14 protein-coding genes are annotated in these 14,735 nt (G+C 49.7%); 9 read left to right on the top strand and 5 right to left on the bottom strand.

Annotation, left to right across the window (positions count from 1 at the left end; translation table 11 throughout):
• Positions 1-119: 119 nt before the first annotated feature.
• From AC5TBW_RS17660 to AC5TBW_RS17645, 4 genes are all read right to left on the bottom strand, one after another.
• Positions 120-1,427 (bottom strand): ATP-grasp domain-containing protein, encoded by a 1,308-nt coding sequence (locus AC5TBW_RS17660; RefSeq protein ID WP_495509813.1) that lies wholly within the window; start codon positions 1,425-1,427, stop codon positions 120-122.
• 319 nt (positions 1,428-1,746) lie between these two features.
• Positions 1,747-2,223 (bottom strand): LabA-like NYN domain-containing protein, encoded by a 477-nt coding sequence (locus AC5TBW_RS17655; RefSeq protein WP_495509812.1) that lies wholly within the window; start codon positions 2,221-2,223, stop codon positions 1,747-1,749.
• 112 nt (positions 2,224-2,335) lie between these two features.
• Positions 2,336-3,214 carry a diguanylate cyclase domain-containing protein gene (locus tag AC5TBW_RS17650; protein ID WP_495509811.1) on the bottom strand — a complete coding sequence of 293 codons (879 nt, stop codon included), beginning with the start codon at positions 3,212-3,214 and terminating at the stop codon, positions 2,336-2,338.
• A gap of 100 nt (positions 3,215-3,314) precedes the next feature.
• Positions 3,315-4,355, bottom strand: a complete 1,041-nt coding sequence (locus AC5TBW_RS17645; RefSeq protein ID WP_495509810.1) for an AraC family transcriptional regulator — start codon at positions 4,353-4,355, stop codon at positions 3,315-3,317.
• A gap of 128 nt (positions 4,356-4,483) precedes the next feature.
• Between AC5TBW_RS17645 and AC5TBW_RS17640 the strand changes: the two genes are divergently transcribed.
• Both AC5TBW_RS17640 and dctP (AC5TBW_RS17635) read left to right on the top strand, forming a co-directional pair.
• On the top strand, positions 4,484-5,398 hold the full coding sequence (locus tag AC5TBW_RS17640; RefSeq protein ID WP_495509809.1) for a 3-hydroxyacyl-CoA dehydrogenase family protein: 915 nt from the start codon (positions 4,484-4,486) through the stop codon (positions 5,396-5,398).
• Positions 5,399-5,469: 71 nt separating this feature from the next.
• Entirely contained in the window at positions 5,470-6,579 is a 1,110-nt protein-coding gene (dctP, locus tag AC5TBW_RS17635; protein ID WP_495509808.1) for a TRAP transporter substrate-binding protein DctP, read from the top strand.
• 39 nt (positions 6,580-6,618) lie between these two features.
• On the opposite strand, the gene AC5TBW_RS17630 is transcribed toward dctP (AC5TBW_RS17635), so the two are convergent.
• The gene (locus AC5TBW_RS17630) at positions 6,619-7,665 is read right to left on the bottom strand and encodes an AraC family transcriptional regulator (RefSeq protein WP_495509807.1); all 1,047 of its coding nucleotides are present in this window, start codon (positions 7,663-7,665) and stop codon (positions 6,619-6,621) included.
• 232 nt (positions 7,666-7,897) lie between these two features.
• On the opposite strand from AC5TBW_RS17630, the gene dctP (AC5TBW_RS17625) reads away from it, so the two are divergent.
• The 7 genes from dctP (AC5TBW_RS17625) (at position 7,898) to AC5TBW_RS17595 (ending at position 14,640) form a co-directional block, all read left to right on the top strand.
• Positions 7,898-9,007, top strand: coding sequence for a TRAP transporter substrate-binding protein DctP (dctP, locus tag AC5TBW_RS17625; RefSeq protein ID WP_495509806.1), 1,110 nt, complete (start codon positions 7,898-7,900; stop codon positions 9,005-9,007).
• A 97-nt stretch (positions 9,008-9,104) separates the two neighbouring features.
• Positions 9,105-9,605 carry a TRAP transporter small permease subunit gene (locus AC5TBW_RS17620; protein ID WP_495511987.1) on the top strand — a complete coding sequence of 167 codons (501 nt, stop codon included), beginning with the start codon at positions 9,105-9,107 and terminating at the stop codon, positions 9,603-9,605.
• Entirely contained in the window at positions 9,602-10,936 is a 1,335-nt protein-coding gene (locus tag AC5TBW_RS17615; RefSeq protein WP_495509805.1) for a TRAP transporter large permease, read from the top strand. The genes AC5TBW_RS17620 and AC5TBW_RS17615 overlap by 4 nt, the downstream gene beginning before the upstream one ends.
• Before the next feature lie 68 nt (positions 10,937-11,004).
• Positions 11,005-11,778 carry an SDR family oxidoreductase gene (locus AC5TBW_RS17610; protein WP_495509804.1) on the top strand — a complete coding sequence of 258 codons (774 nt, stop codon included), beginning with the start codon at positions 11,005-11,007 and terminating at the stop codon, positions 11,776-11,778.
• Between the two features lie 48 nt (positions 11,779-11,826).
• Positions 11,827-12,759 (top strand): 3,5-dioxohexanoate:acetyl-CoA acetone transferase, encoded by a 933-nt coding sequence (gene kce, locus AC5TBW_RS17605; RefSeq protein WP_495509803.1) that lies wholly within the window; start codon positions 11,827-11,829, stop codon positions 12,757-12,759.
• A 38-nt stretch (positions 12,760-12,797) separates the two neighbouring features.
• Positions 12,798-13,559 (top strand): SDR family NAD(P)-dependent oxidoreductase, encoded by a 762-nt coding sequence (locus AC5TBW_RS17600; protein ID WP_495509802.1) that lies wholly within the window; start codon positions 12,798-12,800, stop codon positions 13,557-13,559.
• A gap of 7 nt (positions 13,560-13,566) precedes the next feature.
• Entirely contained in the window at positions 13,567-14,640 is a 1,074-nt protein-coding gene (locus AC5TBW_RS17595; RefSeq protein WP_495509801.1) for an SMP-30/gluconolactonase/LRE family protein, read from the top strand.
• The last annotated feature ends 95 nt before the right edge of the window (positions 14,641-14,735 follow it).

Here is a 14,735-nt window from a genome sequence, read left to right as displayed (position 1 = left end):
TCACTCGGTAGACAGAGCGAACGCTGGCAAAAAATAGGGCGCGCTACCAGCATCTTGAGTTTGAGTGTCTCAGATGCTGATAGCGCGCCCATGGTGAAACGTATTACTTAAACGAATCTCTACACGTAGAAATCAAGATCCTCCTGCGCTTTTAGCAGGTCGCGCATCTTGATGGGGTCGTCACCGAAGAAGAAGATTAAGCCCCAGTGTGTTCCGAAGGCCGAACGGTCAGGTACCGTTTCTTCCGTAGGCGCGACCAGTTCGTGCGACTCGAAATACGGGTGGTTAATCGTTGCTTCAGGCATTTCCAGCTTGCTAACCACACGGCGACGAGGATATACACCGAAGCAACCGGCGTAGCCTTTCGCGTCGACCACTTCGCGGGGGAAAAATGCCGCCACTTCCTCTTTCGTGCTTTTCGGATCGAACACCAGCATGGATGCCTGATAAGCGTTGAATCCGTAGGCTTTTTCGATCAACTCAAACGCTTTGAAGCCTGGCGGACGATAGGCAACTTCGCCAAAGTACATTTCACCATCGGCCGTGACGAAGTACTCGGGGTGAATCAAGCCGAACTGAATATCAAACGTTTTAATCAATAACTCGATTTGCTTCGTGATCGCGTTGCGCCAGCTTTCGAGTTCCGCGGTCGCGGGAACGAACACTGAATAACCGAGCGTCACGTATTCCGAAATGTTCAGAAACTGGATTTTACCATCGTGAATCCAGGCCTCAACGGCGAACTCCCAGCCATCCAGGTGGCTTTCCATCAACAGGGGATATTCTTCGTCCGGAATGTTGTCGATCTCTTCGATCGTGCGGATCATGCGGTGACCGAGGCAACCGGCTTTGTCGAATGCTTTGACGTGAATCGGGTCGTCCGGGTCCCCATCAAGTTTTAGCAGTGTTTGGTTAACACGCTTCATGAAGCGAACGATGTCTTCTTTTTCATGCGCTTCTTCGAAGATACCTACACGAATACCGCCAAGTTGAGCGCGACGTTTCATCAACGCCTTGTCACGAAACAGAATGGACTGCCCGTACATGCGCGGGCTGTCGAGAAGAACCGAGTTGATGGCGCCGGACCACTCAACGGTTTCTTCAAAAAGCGGAATGGCGACATCGACGCCTTCTTCCTTCAACCTTTCGGCGATTTCCATGGACCGGTCATTCAACCGGATAAAATCCCACGGGATAAAAGGGATATTGTTGGCAGTACAGAAATCCGCGGCCCACTCAGGCGCAACGACGATATAACGGCGGTCAAATTTCTGCGCCGCCTTAATCGCGTTGACACTCCAGCCAAGTAGAGCGATATAGCCTTTGTTCGGATCTTTGGGGGTCTCGGTGCCTTTTACCGAGTCCATTTCCGGATCACGCCAAGCCGCGACTGCTTCGGGTAATTGCTTTTCTGATGTAACCGACATTCGATGTCCTCCTTGCTGGCCGACCCAAATTGACTGTGCTGAGATTGGAGCGCACCAAGTGAGCTGAGCCACAGTCAGAGATATCCAGGAGCGATTGAGTCGGCCAGCATTAGAAAAGTTATTAGCGCACCCGTTGTAACTAAGTTAGTCCATAAGGTTACAAATGGCAATTAAACTGTAGAGTAACTGTAGAACTTTTGCGTTTGCTTGGAGTTGATGATTTTCTCAAGCGCTCAGAAGTAAAATCAGTGAATGCTTATGTAGCATTGGAATAATAAATAGGTAATGATTGAAATTAAAGTTTTTAATTAATATTAGGTTAAGCCAGCAAAAGCGACTTATCGATGGCGATAAATTCACTGGCTTCATTCATTAAAGACGCTGCCGTCAGTTTTGGAACGCCGTAAACTTCAACTCTTTTCCCAAGTTTAGCGCGGATTTTATTGACGAGTAGATCGAAGTCTCCATCACCCGAGACTAGCACAATAACATCTGCTTGCTCGGCGTACTCCATCGCGTCGAGGGTAATCCCTACATCCCAATCACCTTTGGCCGAACCATCCGAGCGTTGAATGAATGGTTTCAATTTCACATTAAAACCAATGGCTCGGAGTATGTTTTGAAATTCCCTTTGCTTTTTGTCACCCCTATCGATGGCGTAGCAAAAGGCTTGTACGACTTCTCTATGGTCAGTGGCTTTTTGCCAAAATTTATTGTAGTCAAAGTTTCGACCATAGGCTTCGCGCGAGGTGTAATAGACATTTTGGATATCGATAAATATGGCTACTTTTTCCATTAGTATTTGATTGGCCTTTATTAGTGTTTGAATAACTGTTTAACCGGTCATAAATAATTTTTTTAATTTTAAACGCTAACACTTGAAGACCGTCAAGCTAATGAGTGGTTTCTTACCCCGTAGTCGTTTGCCCCACTGTCAAGCGATCCCTCTTAATCCGATACATATGGCTATCTGCATGGCTTAGCAGGGTGTCGGCATCTTCCCCATCCATCGGATAGCAGGCCACCCCGATACTGCAGGAAGGCATGTTGAACTCACCGTACTCGGCGCTCAGCGGCTCACTAATGATCCTATTAATGTACTCTACCTGCGCTGTAATGGCTTCTTTAGACTGTATATCCGTGAGCAGAACCGTGAACTCATCGCCGCCCATTCGGGCCACCGTGTCGGTTTCTCTCACACAGCTTTCCAGCCGTTGAGCCACCGTGCAGAGTATTCGATCGCCAGCCGCATGCCCTTGGGTATCATTAATCACTTTGAAATCATTAATATCCAAGTACAGTAAGGCAAGAAAAGTCTGGTTACGATGAGCGGAACTCAGGCCAAGGGCTAATCGATCGTAGAACAGTGATCGGTTGGTCAGCTGTGTCAGCGGGTCATGGTGGGCAAGAAAACGCAACTCTTCCTCGGTCTGCATGAGCGCTGTTACATCTCGTGCAACACCAATGCGCACTCGCTCCTTTTCGTACCAGCGAGCAGACCATAATATATGAACGATACCGCCCTCTTTATGAAGATACCGATTACGGTAATCAATGTGGGGTTGGCCGTTCATTACCCTGTGAATGGAGTCCCGAGTGACGGCTAGATCGTCAGGGTGCATGTAGTTGGTAATCAAGTTACCTATCATTTCGTCGGCACGGTAGCCGAGCAGCGACTCACAGGCATCACTTACAAATACGATATGGTTGTGCTCATCGACGACGAAAACGGTGTCCAGCATCAGATGAACCAGCTTGGGGTAGAGCGCTTGTAGGTCAACGGCCATAGGCTAGGGTTATCCTGTTAGCATTGCTCGACTATAAAACAAACGCGAACGAGGGGCGATACGAAATCTTGCAATTAGAAAAAGAAGGTAATACAGCAGGTTAAATTTTTGATTCTTTTCTGACATGAGAGGGCGGCTTTCCCGTCCAGCGCCTGAATGCTCTTCGAAAATGTGCGCTGTCGCTAAAGCCTAGTCTTTTCGCTATATCGTCGGTGTTCATCCTTGTTACCAGCAGGTACTCGATGGCTAACGTACAGCGAGCATCATCCAGTATTGCCCTGTAGCTGGTCGCCTCCGCCTCCAGTTTTCTTCTTAGAGTGCGTGATGTAATGCACAGCTGATTTGCGACGGTTTCCATATCTGGAAAGCTGTTCGGAGACATCATGAGAATTTGATAAACTTCGCCACTAATGCCGGATGACATCTTGGTACGACCCAACAGTTGATTGCAGGTCTCTTGGAGTAACTGTATGGAAAGTTGGTTACCTAGCAAAGGAGATTGGTCGAGAATTGATTGTGGGAAATGTAGTTCATTTACCTTTTGATTGAAGTGGCATTCGCAGCCTAAATATTGTTCATGTATAGTTTCGATCCCCTCTCCTGAATAAGTTAATAAGGCTTTTGTAGGCAAGAGGCCTTGACCCGCGACATCACGTATATGAGTAACATTTTGGGCCATCTGTTGCTGTATGAGGAAATATCTTATTTTTATGTTTTTAACATAAGCATGGGTCTCTCTAAATTCAAAGATGGCAGACTCTTTCGTTTCCCTCCAAGTCATGTTTAGCGTTGGTGTGGCTAAAGGGTGGTATTTTACGCCAAAATTAAAATAGTCTCTGATGGTTGGACTTGAGAGAAGAGCGTACCCATACATCCCATAAGCGGTTAAATGCAGTTTAACGCCTGTCTCAAAAGGTGTTGAAAAATTGACCCCCGCATCAATAGCATTTGTGCAAGCGTCGATATACTGTTTTATCGAAACCAGTGTTCCTGGGTTTGTAAGTGCATCTTGATTTAGTCTAAGCCCCTTCAGTATTTCACCCACCGCAATTCCCTGCTCAGTGGCCGTCGCCACTAACGCCGCAATTTTATAAGGTGAATAAATCTTTTTATTCAGTAATTTGGTTTGAGAGCTAGTCATAATGGGTCATTTCTGAATGTCCGAAAAAGGCCCCTTTAAGGCCGTTTTCGACCTTCCTCAGGGCGAGGATACCTTTGTAGAGTAGCGCTACAAAACAAGGCTTCCATAGCTCTATAAGAAGGATTTTCATGAACTCACCTGTCAATATATGCGTTGTTGGTGCCGGCCTAATGGGGCACGGAATTGCGCAGACGTTTGCGCAGGCAGGCCACGCTGTATCTCTGTTTGATGTTGATAAGAAGACGCTTGAGCTTGCACCATTGCTTATTGAGAAGAACCTACTCCAAATGGATGTAGATTCTAAACCAGTACTCGATAATATAGAGTTATGCTCAGATATTGCCAGTGCTGTCTCTTCTGCAGACTTTATCATCGAAGCGGTAACGGAAAACCTTTCGTTAAAGCAAGAGTTGTTTGCATCATTGGCAAAGCTGGCACCTTCGCATGCAATTCTAGCAAGTAATACCTCCGTAATACCCATTACTGATATTGGCGAAAAATTAAGTGATACAGTGCGGTCGCGTCTTGTTGGCACGCATTGGTGGAACCCTCCTCATCTTATTCCTCTGGTTGAAATTATAAAGACACCTTTCACCGATAATGTTGTTTTTGAAACTACCTTCGATCTGATTATTAATATAGGAAAGCAGCCTGTAAAGGTTTTTCAGGATGTGCCGGGGTTTATTGGTAATAGGCTGCAACATGCTATGTGGCGCGAGGCTTTATACCTAGTTTCAATAGGTGTTTGTGATGCTGAAACTATAGATATTGTGGTCAAAAATAGTTTTGGTATGCGCATGCCATTTCTTGGTCCCATGGAAAACGCAGATTTAGTCGGACTTGAACTTATTCAGCAGGTTCATCAATTTATCTTTCCTCATCTTTGTAATGAGCAATCCCCAAGACCCATGGTTGAAGACCTTATTAAACAAGGTTGTTTAGGCATGGAAAGTGGAAAGGGACTGCAAAACTGGCCTCCAGAAAAAGCGGACAACGTACGAAAAAATCTGAATAATCGGCTCATTGACGCTTTAAAAGAGTAAATAAACGTAACGCCTGATTTTTACCCAACAATAAACTTGATTCAAGCTACTTTAATAAGGCAGGAAACAATATGAAAACTCAGCGTGCCATTAAACTTACCGGGATCGCCGTTGGTATAGCACTCGCATCTATTAGCACTGCCGCCCAGGCTCAGGTGCAGTGGACGATGACAACCACGTGGCCTGACAATATTGCGCTCGTCGAGGTCGATCGCCATTGGGTAGAGCTAGTTAATCAACTGGCTGGCGAAGAGTTGCAAATTAATTTCCGTGCTGGCGGCACGCTTATGCCCGGCACCGAGGTCTTCGATGCCACCGAGACGGGGAGTATTGATGCTGCTGGCGATTGGCCCGGCTATTGGGCGGGGCTCAGTCCTGCGTTTTCTCCATTGGCTTCTACTCCTAGTCTGTTTAACGCCGCTGATTATCTTAATTGGATTAACCAGTGGGGCGGCTGGGAGCTCTATCAAGAGGTTTATGGTGAATACAATATGGTTTACTTGCCTTACGGCATTCTTAACAACGAATCAGGTTTCATGGGGCGCACGCCGATCGAAAGCATCGCCGATCTTGACGGTAAGCGGCTGCGTCTCTCAGGTCGTGATCAGGGACGAGTGCTTGAAAAGCTGGGCGGATCACAGGTAACGCTAGCGGGCGGTGAGGTTTACCAGGCAATTGAGCGGGGTGTGGTTGACGCTGGAGAGTTTTCGTCGCCTGGGGTGGATTACTCTGCTGGTTTTGCTGAGGTTGCCGACCACTGGTCTGTGCCTGGTTGGCATCAATCTGCCAGTGTGTTTGGTGTGATGATTAATAAAGATGCCTGGGATGCTCTTACCGAGGAGACGCAAGAGAAGCTGAAAGTCGCCACGATGGCTACCATGACGTGGTCATTGGCGTGGTCAGAGCGTGAATCTACCGAGGCGACTCAAAAGTTTATTGATGCGGGCGTAGAAATCCACCAGCTTCCTGAGGAAGACTTGGCCGAGATCCAGCGCATGACCAATGAGGTTATCCTGCAGGGAGCCTGTGAAGATCCACTGCATGCCAAGGTCTACCACTCTATGGTTAGCTACATGCAGCAATATGCGACTTGGCGGGATGTGTCTGTGCCATACAACATGAGCCGCGTAACCGATGACCTTCCTTCGCTGGAAGCACTTGAGTCTTGCATGAACCAATAAGTTTGCCAGGGTGGGTCGATGTGGGCCCACCCTTGTTGGCTAATGTTGTTGAGACTCCGCACGCACTTGATGGGGCGTTTTGCCTGTCCAACGTCGAAAGGCTCTACGAAAATTAGCACTGTCGCTAAAGCCTAGCCTTGCGGCTATATCCTCGGTGCTCATTTTGGTGACCAGCAGGTACTCGGTTGCCAGCGTGCAGCGGGCGTCATCGAGTATTTCCCGATAGCTCGTTAGCTCCGCGTCCAATTTTCTTCTCAATGTTCGTGTGGTGATACACAGCAGGTTAGCGACGGCTTCCATGGTAGGAAAGCTATTCGGTGACATCAGCAGTATTTGATATACCTCGCCGGTAATCCCCGATGACATCTTTGTTCGGCCAAGCAGTTGGTTGCAGGTTTCTTGAAGTAGCTTTATTGAAAGCTGGTTGCCTAGTAGGGGGGACTGGTCGAGTATTTGTTTAGGGTAATGAATTTCGTTGACGTCTTGATTGAAGTAACAGTCGCACAATAAATACTTCTCATGAATCTGCTCAACGTCTTTTCCTGGGTAAGACAGTAATGCTTTGATAGGAAACAGGCTTGAGCCAGCCGCATCGCGGATATGAGTAATGTTTTGAGCCATCTGCTGCTGAATTAAGAAATTACGCGTTTTGATACTTTTTATATAAGAGTAAGTCTCTTTAAATTCAAACACAGCAGATGCTTCCGTTTCTCGCCATGTCATATATAGCGTCGGGGTGGCTAAGGGGTGATATTTTACCCCAAAGTTGAAATAGTCCCGCATCGTAGGGCTGGTAAGAAGGGCGTACCCGTACATGCCGTAAGCGGTTAAATGTAATCGAGTGGCCGTCTCAAAAGGTGTAGAGAGATTAGCGCCTGCCTCAATGACATTAGTGCAAGCGTCTACATACTGTTTGATAGACACCAGCGTGGCGGGGTCTGTCAGTGCCGCTTGGCTTAAGCTCAGTCCTTTGAGAACTTTTTCAGACGAAATACCCTGCTCAGCGACCGTATCGAGCAAAGCCGCAATTTTATAAGGCGCATATATCTTTTGATTCAATAGGTTAGCTTGGAAACTGGCCATCATTGACGCTCGCTGAAATGTCCGAAAAAGACCTCACGAAGACCGATTTAGACCTTCCTTGATCCTAGCGTAACTTTGTAGAGTAGCTTCACGCAATAAGGCGCCACTAACCCTCCAAGCTAAGTAACTGACATTAGACTTATGGCTAGTGTGATCGCCTGGGATACACCGCTATCGCAGAATTTTTTACAACAAAAATCAGCTTAAAGCTGACGGTTATCGGAAGGAAAATAATATGAAAACGCAGAGCGCCCTTATCCTCACTGGCTTGGCTCTCGGTGCCAGCCTGATTTCTCTCACTGCTAATGCTCAAGATCAGCAAAGCTGGACGATGACGTCTACCTGGCCGGAGAACATTGATGCGGTAAAAATAGACCGGCATTGGGTCGATATGGTCAACAATATCGCCGGTGATGCGTTACAGATTGAGTTTCATCCCGGTGGCACACTCATGCCTGGCACTGAAGTATTCGATGCCACTGAAACGGGCAGTATCGAGGCTTCAGGTGATTGGCCAGGTTATTGGGCGGGTCTAAACCCGGCATTTTCACCACTGGCTACGACAACCAGTCTGTTTAATGCCCTGGACTACTTCAACTGGATTCAGCAGTGGGGCGGACGTGAGCTGTACCAAGAGATCTATGGCCAGTTTGGTCTGGTTTATCTTCCTTATGGCGTATTGAATAACGAGTCCGGCTTCATGGGCCGCACGCCGATTGAAAGCATCGCTGACCTTGAAGGTAAGCGCCTGCGTATTGCCGGCCGAGACCAGGGCCGTGTGATGGAGCAGTTAGGCGGTTCCCAGGTCACACTGGCGGGCAGCGAAGTCTATCAGGCAATTGAGCGCGGGGTAGTCGACGCCGCGGAATTCTCAGCGCCGGGCATTGACTATAGCGTTGGTTTAGCTGAAGTAGCGGACTATTGGGCGACACCGGGCTGGCATCAGTCTGCCACGGTATTCGGGGTCATGATCAATAAAGATGCCTGGGATGCGCTTTCCGAAGATACGCAGAAAAAGCTTGAGATGGCGGCTGATGCCACCATGGGTTGGTCATTGGCGTGGTCGGAGCGGCAGTCTACCGACGCTACCCAGAAGTTCATCGATGCGGGCATTACCATTAACCAGTTCTCTGAAGAGGATTTGGCCCGCATTCAAGAAATTACCAACGAGGTGATTGTACGCGGTGCTTGCGAGCATCCAGACCATGCCAAGGTCTATCACTCCATGATCAGCTACATGGAGCACTATGCGACTTGGCGTGACATCTCCGCGCCTTTCAACATGAGCCGCGTCACTGATGATCTTCCCTCGATTGAAGATCTCGAAGCCTGCATGAATCAGTAAGTAAGCTAAGCGTGGGTGGGCCCTGATGGGCTCACCCACATTGCTTCCAGCGCTTACTGACGACCTGTTTGATCTGACCTATTCCGAGATCCTCACCATGAATGCCATTGCCAGGGCCATTGACGCCCTCAACGAAGGATTCGGTCGCTTGATAGCCCCGCTTCTTGCTGTCATCACCATTATCGTTATTTATGACATCGCCATGCGTTTCTTGGCAGGCCGCCCCAGTGATTGGGCGTTTGAGGTCACCAAGATGTTGTTTGGTGCTCACTTCATGCTGATGGCTGCGTTTGCATTACGCCATCACGCTCATGTCGAGGTCGACGTGCTTAAGCGGTTATTGTCCCGCCGCAAGCAGGCAGTGCTCGAACTCGTCGGCTATCTGGTTTTCTTCGTACCCTTTATTTGGCTAATGATCACGTTCGGCTGGGCATTTTTTGAGCGCTCTTACAGCCGCGGCGAAACGACCTACGGCATGGTCTCGCTTCCTGTCTATCCCATCAAAGGGGTGATCATGGTGGCTGCGGTACTGATCCTGCTACAGGCCGTCGCGATCGTCATTCGTGCTACCCAGCAGCTGCGGGAGGAAACCGTATGAACCTGAGTCCCGAGTTGCTGACGCTGGTGATGTTCAGCGGGTTACTGATCGGCCTGTTTATGGGGCATCCGCTGGCCTTCGTATTGGGCGGCGTTGCCGTCATCGGTGCCTTTCTAGGCCCCGGCGAGCGCGTGCTTAGCACCATCATCAACAACATCTATGGCAATGCCATGGATAACTATGTCTTGGTGGCCATCCCGCTGTTTGTGCTCATGGCGCGCTTTCTCAATGACTCAGGGGTCACTGAGAAGATGTTTGAATCCATGCGCCTGCTGCTCGCTAATCTTCGCGGTGGCTTGGCACTCACCGTGGTCATCGTGTCGGTGCTGCTGGCCGCGACCACGGGTATTGTCGGTGCCTCGATTGCCGTGATGGGGATGATCGCGCTGGTTCCCATGCTCAAGCACTCCTATAACAAAGAGCTAAGTGCCGGCGTGATCATGGCCAGCGGCTGTTTGGGCATCCTGATTCCACCGAGCATCATGCTGATACTGATGGCTAGCTACTCGCCAGTCTCAGTGGGGGCGCTGTTTGCCGGTGCGCTGGTGCCTGGGGTCATGCTGGGCGCGATGTATGCCATTTATGTGCTGGTGATTTGCTATATCAAGCCTAGTTACGGCCCGCCGGTACCGGCTGAGGAGCGCGCCCAAGTCTCTACCCGCCAACTGTTGGTCATGCTGCTTAAATACGTACTGCCACCGATGACACTGATTCTGGGTGTCTTGGGGTCGCTGTTTGCCGGTATCGCCACCGCTACCGAAGCTTCAGCCATTGGTGTTTTTATCGCGTTCCTGCTGTTCATGATTTTTGGTGACCGGAAAATATCGACCTGCTATCGCACGCTGATCGATGCCAGCAAGACCACCACGATGGTGATGTTGGTTCTCGTCGGGGCTACCGCCTTCACCGGTGTCTTTTCGCGCGGTGGTGGTATGCAGGTCATTCACAATGTCGTCATGGCCATGCCCGGTGGCACCGTGGGGGCGTTGATCCTGATGCTATTTCTGGTCTTCATCCTGGGAATGTTCCTCGACTGGACGGGTATCGTGCTGCTGAGTTTCCCCATCATGCTACCGATCGTCGCCGACATGGGCGTGGATGTGTTGTGGTTCGTGGTCATGGTGGCAGTGGTGTTACAGACATCGTTCCTGACCCCGCCTTTTGGCTATGCGCTGTTCTATCTGAAAGGCGTTGCACCACCTGGGGTGGAGACACTCGATCTCTATCGAGCCGTCGTGCCCTTCGTCGCTCTGATCGTGCTGGCTTGCATCTTGATGGCCATCTTCCCGGTATTGGTAACAGGCCTGCCCTCTTTGCTAATGAGCAGATAAACCGAACCACGACAGGCCCATTCCGACTTCGCAGGGTCTGTAGCGAGTTTCAATGGAGTAACTAGACGATGAAAGTGATAGACAGCCTGATTCCACGTTCGGGACTCAGAGTCCTGATTACCGCCGGTGCTAACGGCATCGGTTTGGCGATTGCCCAAGCCTTTCAGGAAGCGGGTGCCCGTGTCCATGTCTGTGATATTGATGATCAGGCGCTGGCTGCGCTGCCCGCTGGCATTACCCATACCAAGGCCGATGTCAGCCAAGAAGCAGATGTTGATCGTTTGTTTCAAGAGGCTGCTTATCTAGGTGGGCTTGATGTCGTGGTCAATAACGCAGGTATTGCGGGCCCAACGGCGAGCATTGAAGATATCGATCCTGAAAGCTGGAACCGCACGATCAATATCAACCTCAATGGCCAGTACCGTGTGGCCCATCGAGCCACTCCCTTACTGCGCGAGAGCCAGGGGCTGCTGATCAATATGGCCTCGGTCGCTGGCCGCCTGGGCTTAGCCTACCGTACCCCTTATTCGGCGAGTAAATGGGCGATTGTCGGTCTTACCAAGAGCTTAGCCAATGAGCTTGGCCCCGACGGTGTGAGGGTCAACGCCATTCTGCCCGGTATCGTGCGTGGGCCTCGCATCGAGCAAGTCATTACTGCCCGAGCGGAGAAGCGAGGCATCAGCTACGCCGAGATGGAGCAGGAGATCCTGTCTAATGTTTCCATGCGGCGCATGGTTGAGCCTACTGACATTGCTGCCATGGCGCTGTTTTTGTCCGCTCCCGGCGGCGCCAATATTTCGGGCCAGGCGCTGAGCGTTTGCGCCAACGTCGAGACGATTTAACCGACTTCGCGCTTCTTTTGCGTCACCCTACTTATTAGAGACATCTTCATGGCTACTCAACGTAAAGTCATCATTACCTGTGCCTTAACCGGCGCTATTCATACCCCTTCCATGTCACCGCACTTGCCGGTCACGCCGGAAGAAATCGCCGAGGCAGGCATCGCCGCCGCCGAGGCGGGCGCCGCTATTATTCATTTGCATGCACGCGACCCTATTACCGGCAAACCTACCCAGGACCCCGCCGTTTTTGAGCGTATCCTGCCCCGCCTTAAGAGCGCCACCAATGCGGTGATTAACCTCACTACCGGCGGTAGTCCACACATGAGTGTGGAAGAGCGCATGCGTCCGGCCATGGAGTTCAAGCCCGAGCTTGCTTCAATGAACATGGGGTCGATCAACTTTGGCTTATTCCCCATGCTCAGCCGCTACGACAGCTTTCAGCACGAGTGGGAGAGAGAGCATCTGGAGAACAGTCGCGATTTGGTGTTCAAGAACACCTTCGCTGACATCGAGAAGGCCATGACGCTTGGCGCCGCGAACGGTACCCGCTTCGAATGCGAGTGCTATGACATCGGTCACCTCTATAGCCTTCGCCATATGATGGATCGCGGCTTTATTGACGGGCGCGTTTTCGTGCAAAGCGTGTTCGGTATTCTCGGCGGCATCGGACCGCATCCAGAAGATGTTATCCATATGCGCCGTACCGCTGATCGGCTGTTTGGAGACAGCTATGAGTGGTCGGTGCTGGGTGCTGGTAGCAACCAGATGCGCATCGCCGCGCAGTCTGCCGCAATGGGTGGCCATGTGCGGGTTGGGCTGGAGGATTCGCTATGGCTCTCACCCGGCCAACTTGCCGAGAGTAATGCCAGCCAGGTCACCAAGGTACGTCACATTCTTGAAGAACTCTCCTTTGCAGTAGCAACGCCTGACGAGGCGCGAGAAATGCTGCAACTGAAAGGTGCCAGCAACGTCGGTTTTTAAACAACCTTAAGACGATAAGAGCTACTAAGGAATCATTAATGGAAGTCACTGATAAAGTCATTGCGATTACGGGTGGCGCGAGCGGACTTGGCTATGCTACGGCTCAGCGTTTAGGCAAGCGAGGGGCCGTAGTGGCGTTGCTGGATAGAAATGCCACTACCTTAGATGAGGCGGTCTCAGAGCTGACTGCGCAGGGAATCAATGCCCATGGCTTCCCGCTAGATGTATCAGACGAGCAGTCAGTCATTACTGCATTTGCTGATATTGCGGCTCGGTTAGGGCCGGTAGAAGGGTGCATTAATAACGCCGGTATCACTGACGACGCGCTATTAATAAAAGCCCAAGACGGAGCGGTAACCAAGCGTATGTCGCTGGATGCTTGGAAGCGGGTGATTGATGTCAATTTAACGGGCGTTTTTCTGTGTGGGCGCGAAGCCGCTAGTCAGATGGTGGAATCGGGGAAAGGGGGTGTCATCGTCAACATCTCAAGCATTTCCCGGGCGGGAAACATGGGCCAAAGCAACTATGCTGCTGCCAAAGCGGGTGTGCATGCGCTCACGGTAACGTGGGCAAAAGAGTTGGCTAAATACGGGATTCGTACCGGTAGCGTAGCGCCAGGGTTTATCGTTACTCCCATGACGGCGTCTATGCGCCCTGATATGCAAGAAAAACTTGCCAGCGGTATACCACTTAAACAACTTGGCCAAGCGGATGATATTGCCCAGAGCGTCGCCTTTATTATTGACAACGATTACTTCACCGGCAGGATTGTTGAGTGCGATGGTGGTTTAAGAATGTAGCGGAAAGATGCAAATACAAAAACAAAATCAACAGAGAGGAAATGATATGAAGAGCTTAAAAATACAACCGTTATTGTCTACCCTATTGGCTAGTATCATAATGGCATGCGGGGCGGTTTATGCAGAGGAGGGCGAAGGGTTAGGCTACGGTGGTGAGAGGGAGGCATTAATGAACTTCCCCATTCCTCCTTCTGAACAGAGTTTGCAAACAGTCATTGCGGAGCCCTGGTATAAAGTGTCAGACGAGGGCATTCAACTGGAGGGCCCTGCTTTTGATGAGGAAGGTAATCTCTTCTTTGTTGAGGTTTTTGATGGAAGGGTTTTTAAGCTTACACCTGACATGGAATTAACAACTGTATTAGAAAAGAATGATTATTCTGCCGCTGGGCTGGCAATTCATAATAACGGAAAATTATTTATAGCGGGATTAGGGGATTTTGAGACTGGTGGGACCGTCTTCTCCATCAGCCCAGATGGCGATGACATGGAAGTGATAATTGATGAGTCTCATGGCTATTTACCTGATGATCTAGTATTTGATGAACAAGGAGGGTTTTACTTTACTGATTTTAGTGGTAATTCATCTGAGCCTGATGGTGGCATGCTATATGTAAGCCCAGACTTTAACGAAATCACTCCAGTACTTCCCAATCTTTCAATTGGGAATGGGGTGGCATTGAATGCTGAAGAGGATATCGTCTGGGTATCTGAACTCAGTGCGGGCAGGTTGCATAGAATTTCATTAGCTAGTCCGGGTGAAATAGCACCTTTTGGCACATCAGTTCCTTATCATTTCGCCGGAACGCCCGACTCTATGCGTACTGACATAGACGGTAACGTATATGTTGCCATGTATGGCCAAGCCCGTGTTATGGTCTTCAATAGAAATGGATTGCCTATAGGTCAAATCCTTTTACCAAAAAGAGATGAAGGACATAACTTACGGTCAACAAGTATGGTCTTCAAGCCTGGGACGAACGACCTGTTTATTTTTACAAACGACTGGGATGGTGGGGAAGGTTCCCAGATTTTTAAAACTAAGGGGTTTGCTAGTGGCACACCTATGTACTCGCATAAATAGTAATTATAAAAAACACAAGTGACGCGCCCTAATGCTGGGCGCTTCATCATTAAAAATAAAGTAAACAGTAGTTGCTGTCACCATAACCATATTCC

It is taken from the genome of Vreelandella sp. ssv (assembly GCF_059448525.1).
Note: the sequence above shows the minus strand (reverse complement) of the source record. Positions and strands in the feature narration are given on the sequence as shown.

Coding starts and splice junctions, on each gene's coding strand:
- AC5TBW_RS17630 (WP_495509807.1), bottom strand. CDS start 7,665: ATGATGGCCAGTTTCCAAGCTAACCTATTGAATCAAAAGATATATGCG.
- AC5TBW_RS17595 (WP_495509801.1), top strand. CDS start 13,567: ATGCAAATACAAAAACAAAATCAACAGAGAGGAAATGATATGAAGAGC.
- AC5TBW_RS17640 (WP_495509809.1), top strand. CDS start 4,484: ATGAACTCACCTGTCAATATATGCGTTGTTGGTGCCGGCCTAATGGGG.
- AC5TBW_RS17660 (WP_495509813.1), bottom strand. CDS start 1,427: ATGTCGGTTACATCAGAAAAGCAATTACCCGAAGCAGTCGCGGCTTGG.
- AC5TBW_RS17655 (WP_495509812.1), bottom strand. CDS start 2,223: ATGGAAAAAGTAGCCATATTTATCGATATCCAAAATGTCTATTACACC.
- AC5TBW_RS17645 (WP_495509810.1), bottom strand. CDS start 4,355: ATGACTAGCTCTCAAACCAAATTACTGAATAAAAAGATTTATTCACCT.
- dctP (WP_495509808.1), top strand. CDS start 5,470: ATGAAAACTCAGCGTGCCATTAAACTTACCGGGATCGCCGTTGGTATA.
- AC5TBW_RS17615 (WP_495509805.1), top strand. CDS start 9,602: ATGAACCTGAGTCCCGAGTTGCTGACGCTGGTGATGTTCAGCGGGTTA.
- AC5TBW_RS17620 (WP_495511987.1), top strand. CDS start 9,105: ATGAATGCCATTGCCAGGGCCATTGACGCCCTCAACGAAGGATTCGGT.
- AC5TBW_RS17610 (WP_495509804.1), top strand. CDS start 11,005: ATGAAAGTGATAGACAGCCTGATTCCACGTTCGGGACTCAGAGTCCTG.
- AC5TBW_RS17650 (WP_495509811.1), bottom strand. CDS start 3,214: ATGGCCGTTGACCTACAAGCGCTCTACCCCAAGCTGGTTCATCTGATG.
- kce (WP_495509803.1), top strand. CDS start 11,827: ATGGCTACTCAACGTAAAGTCATCATTACCTGTGCCTTAACCGGCGCT.
- AC5TBW_RS17600 (WP_495509802.1), top strand. CDS start 12,798: ATGGAAGTCACTGATAAAGTCATTGCGATTACGGGTGGCGCGAGCGGA.
- dctP (WP_495509806.1), top strand. CDS start 7,898: ATGAAAACGCAGAGCGCCCTTATCCTCACTGGCTTGGCTCTCGGTGCC.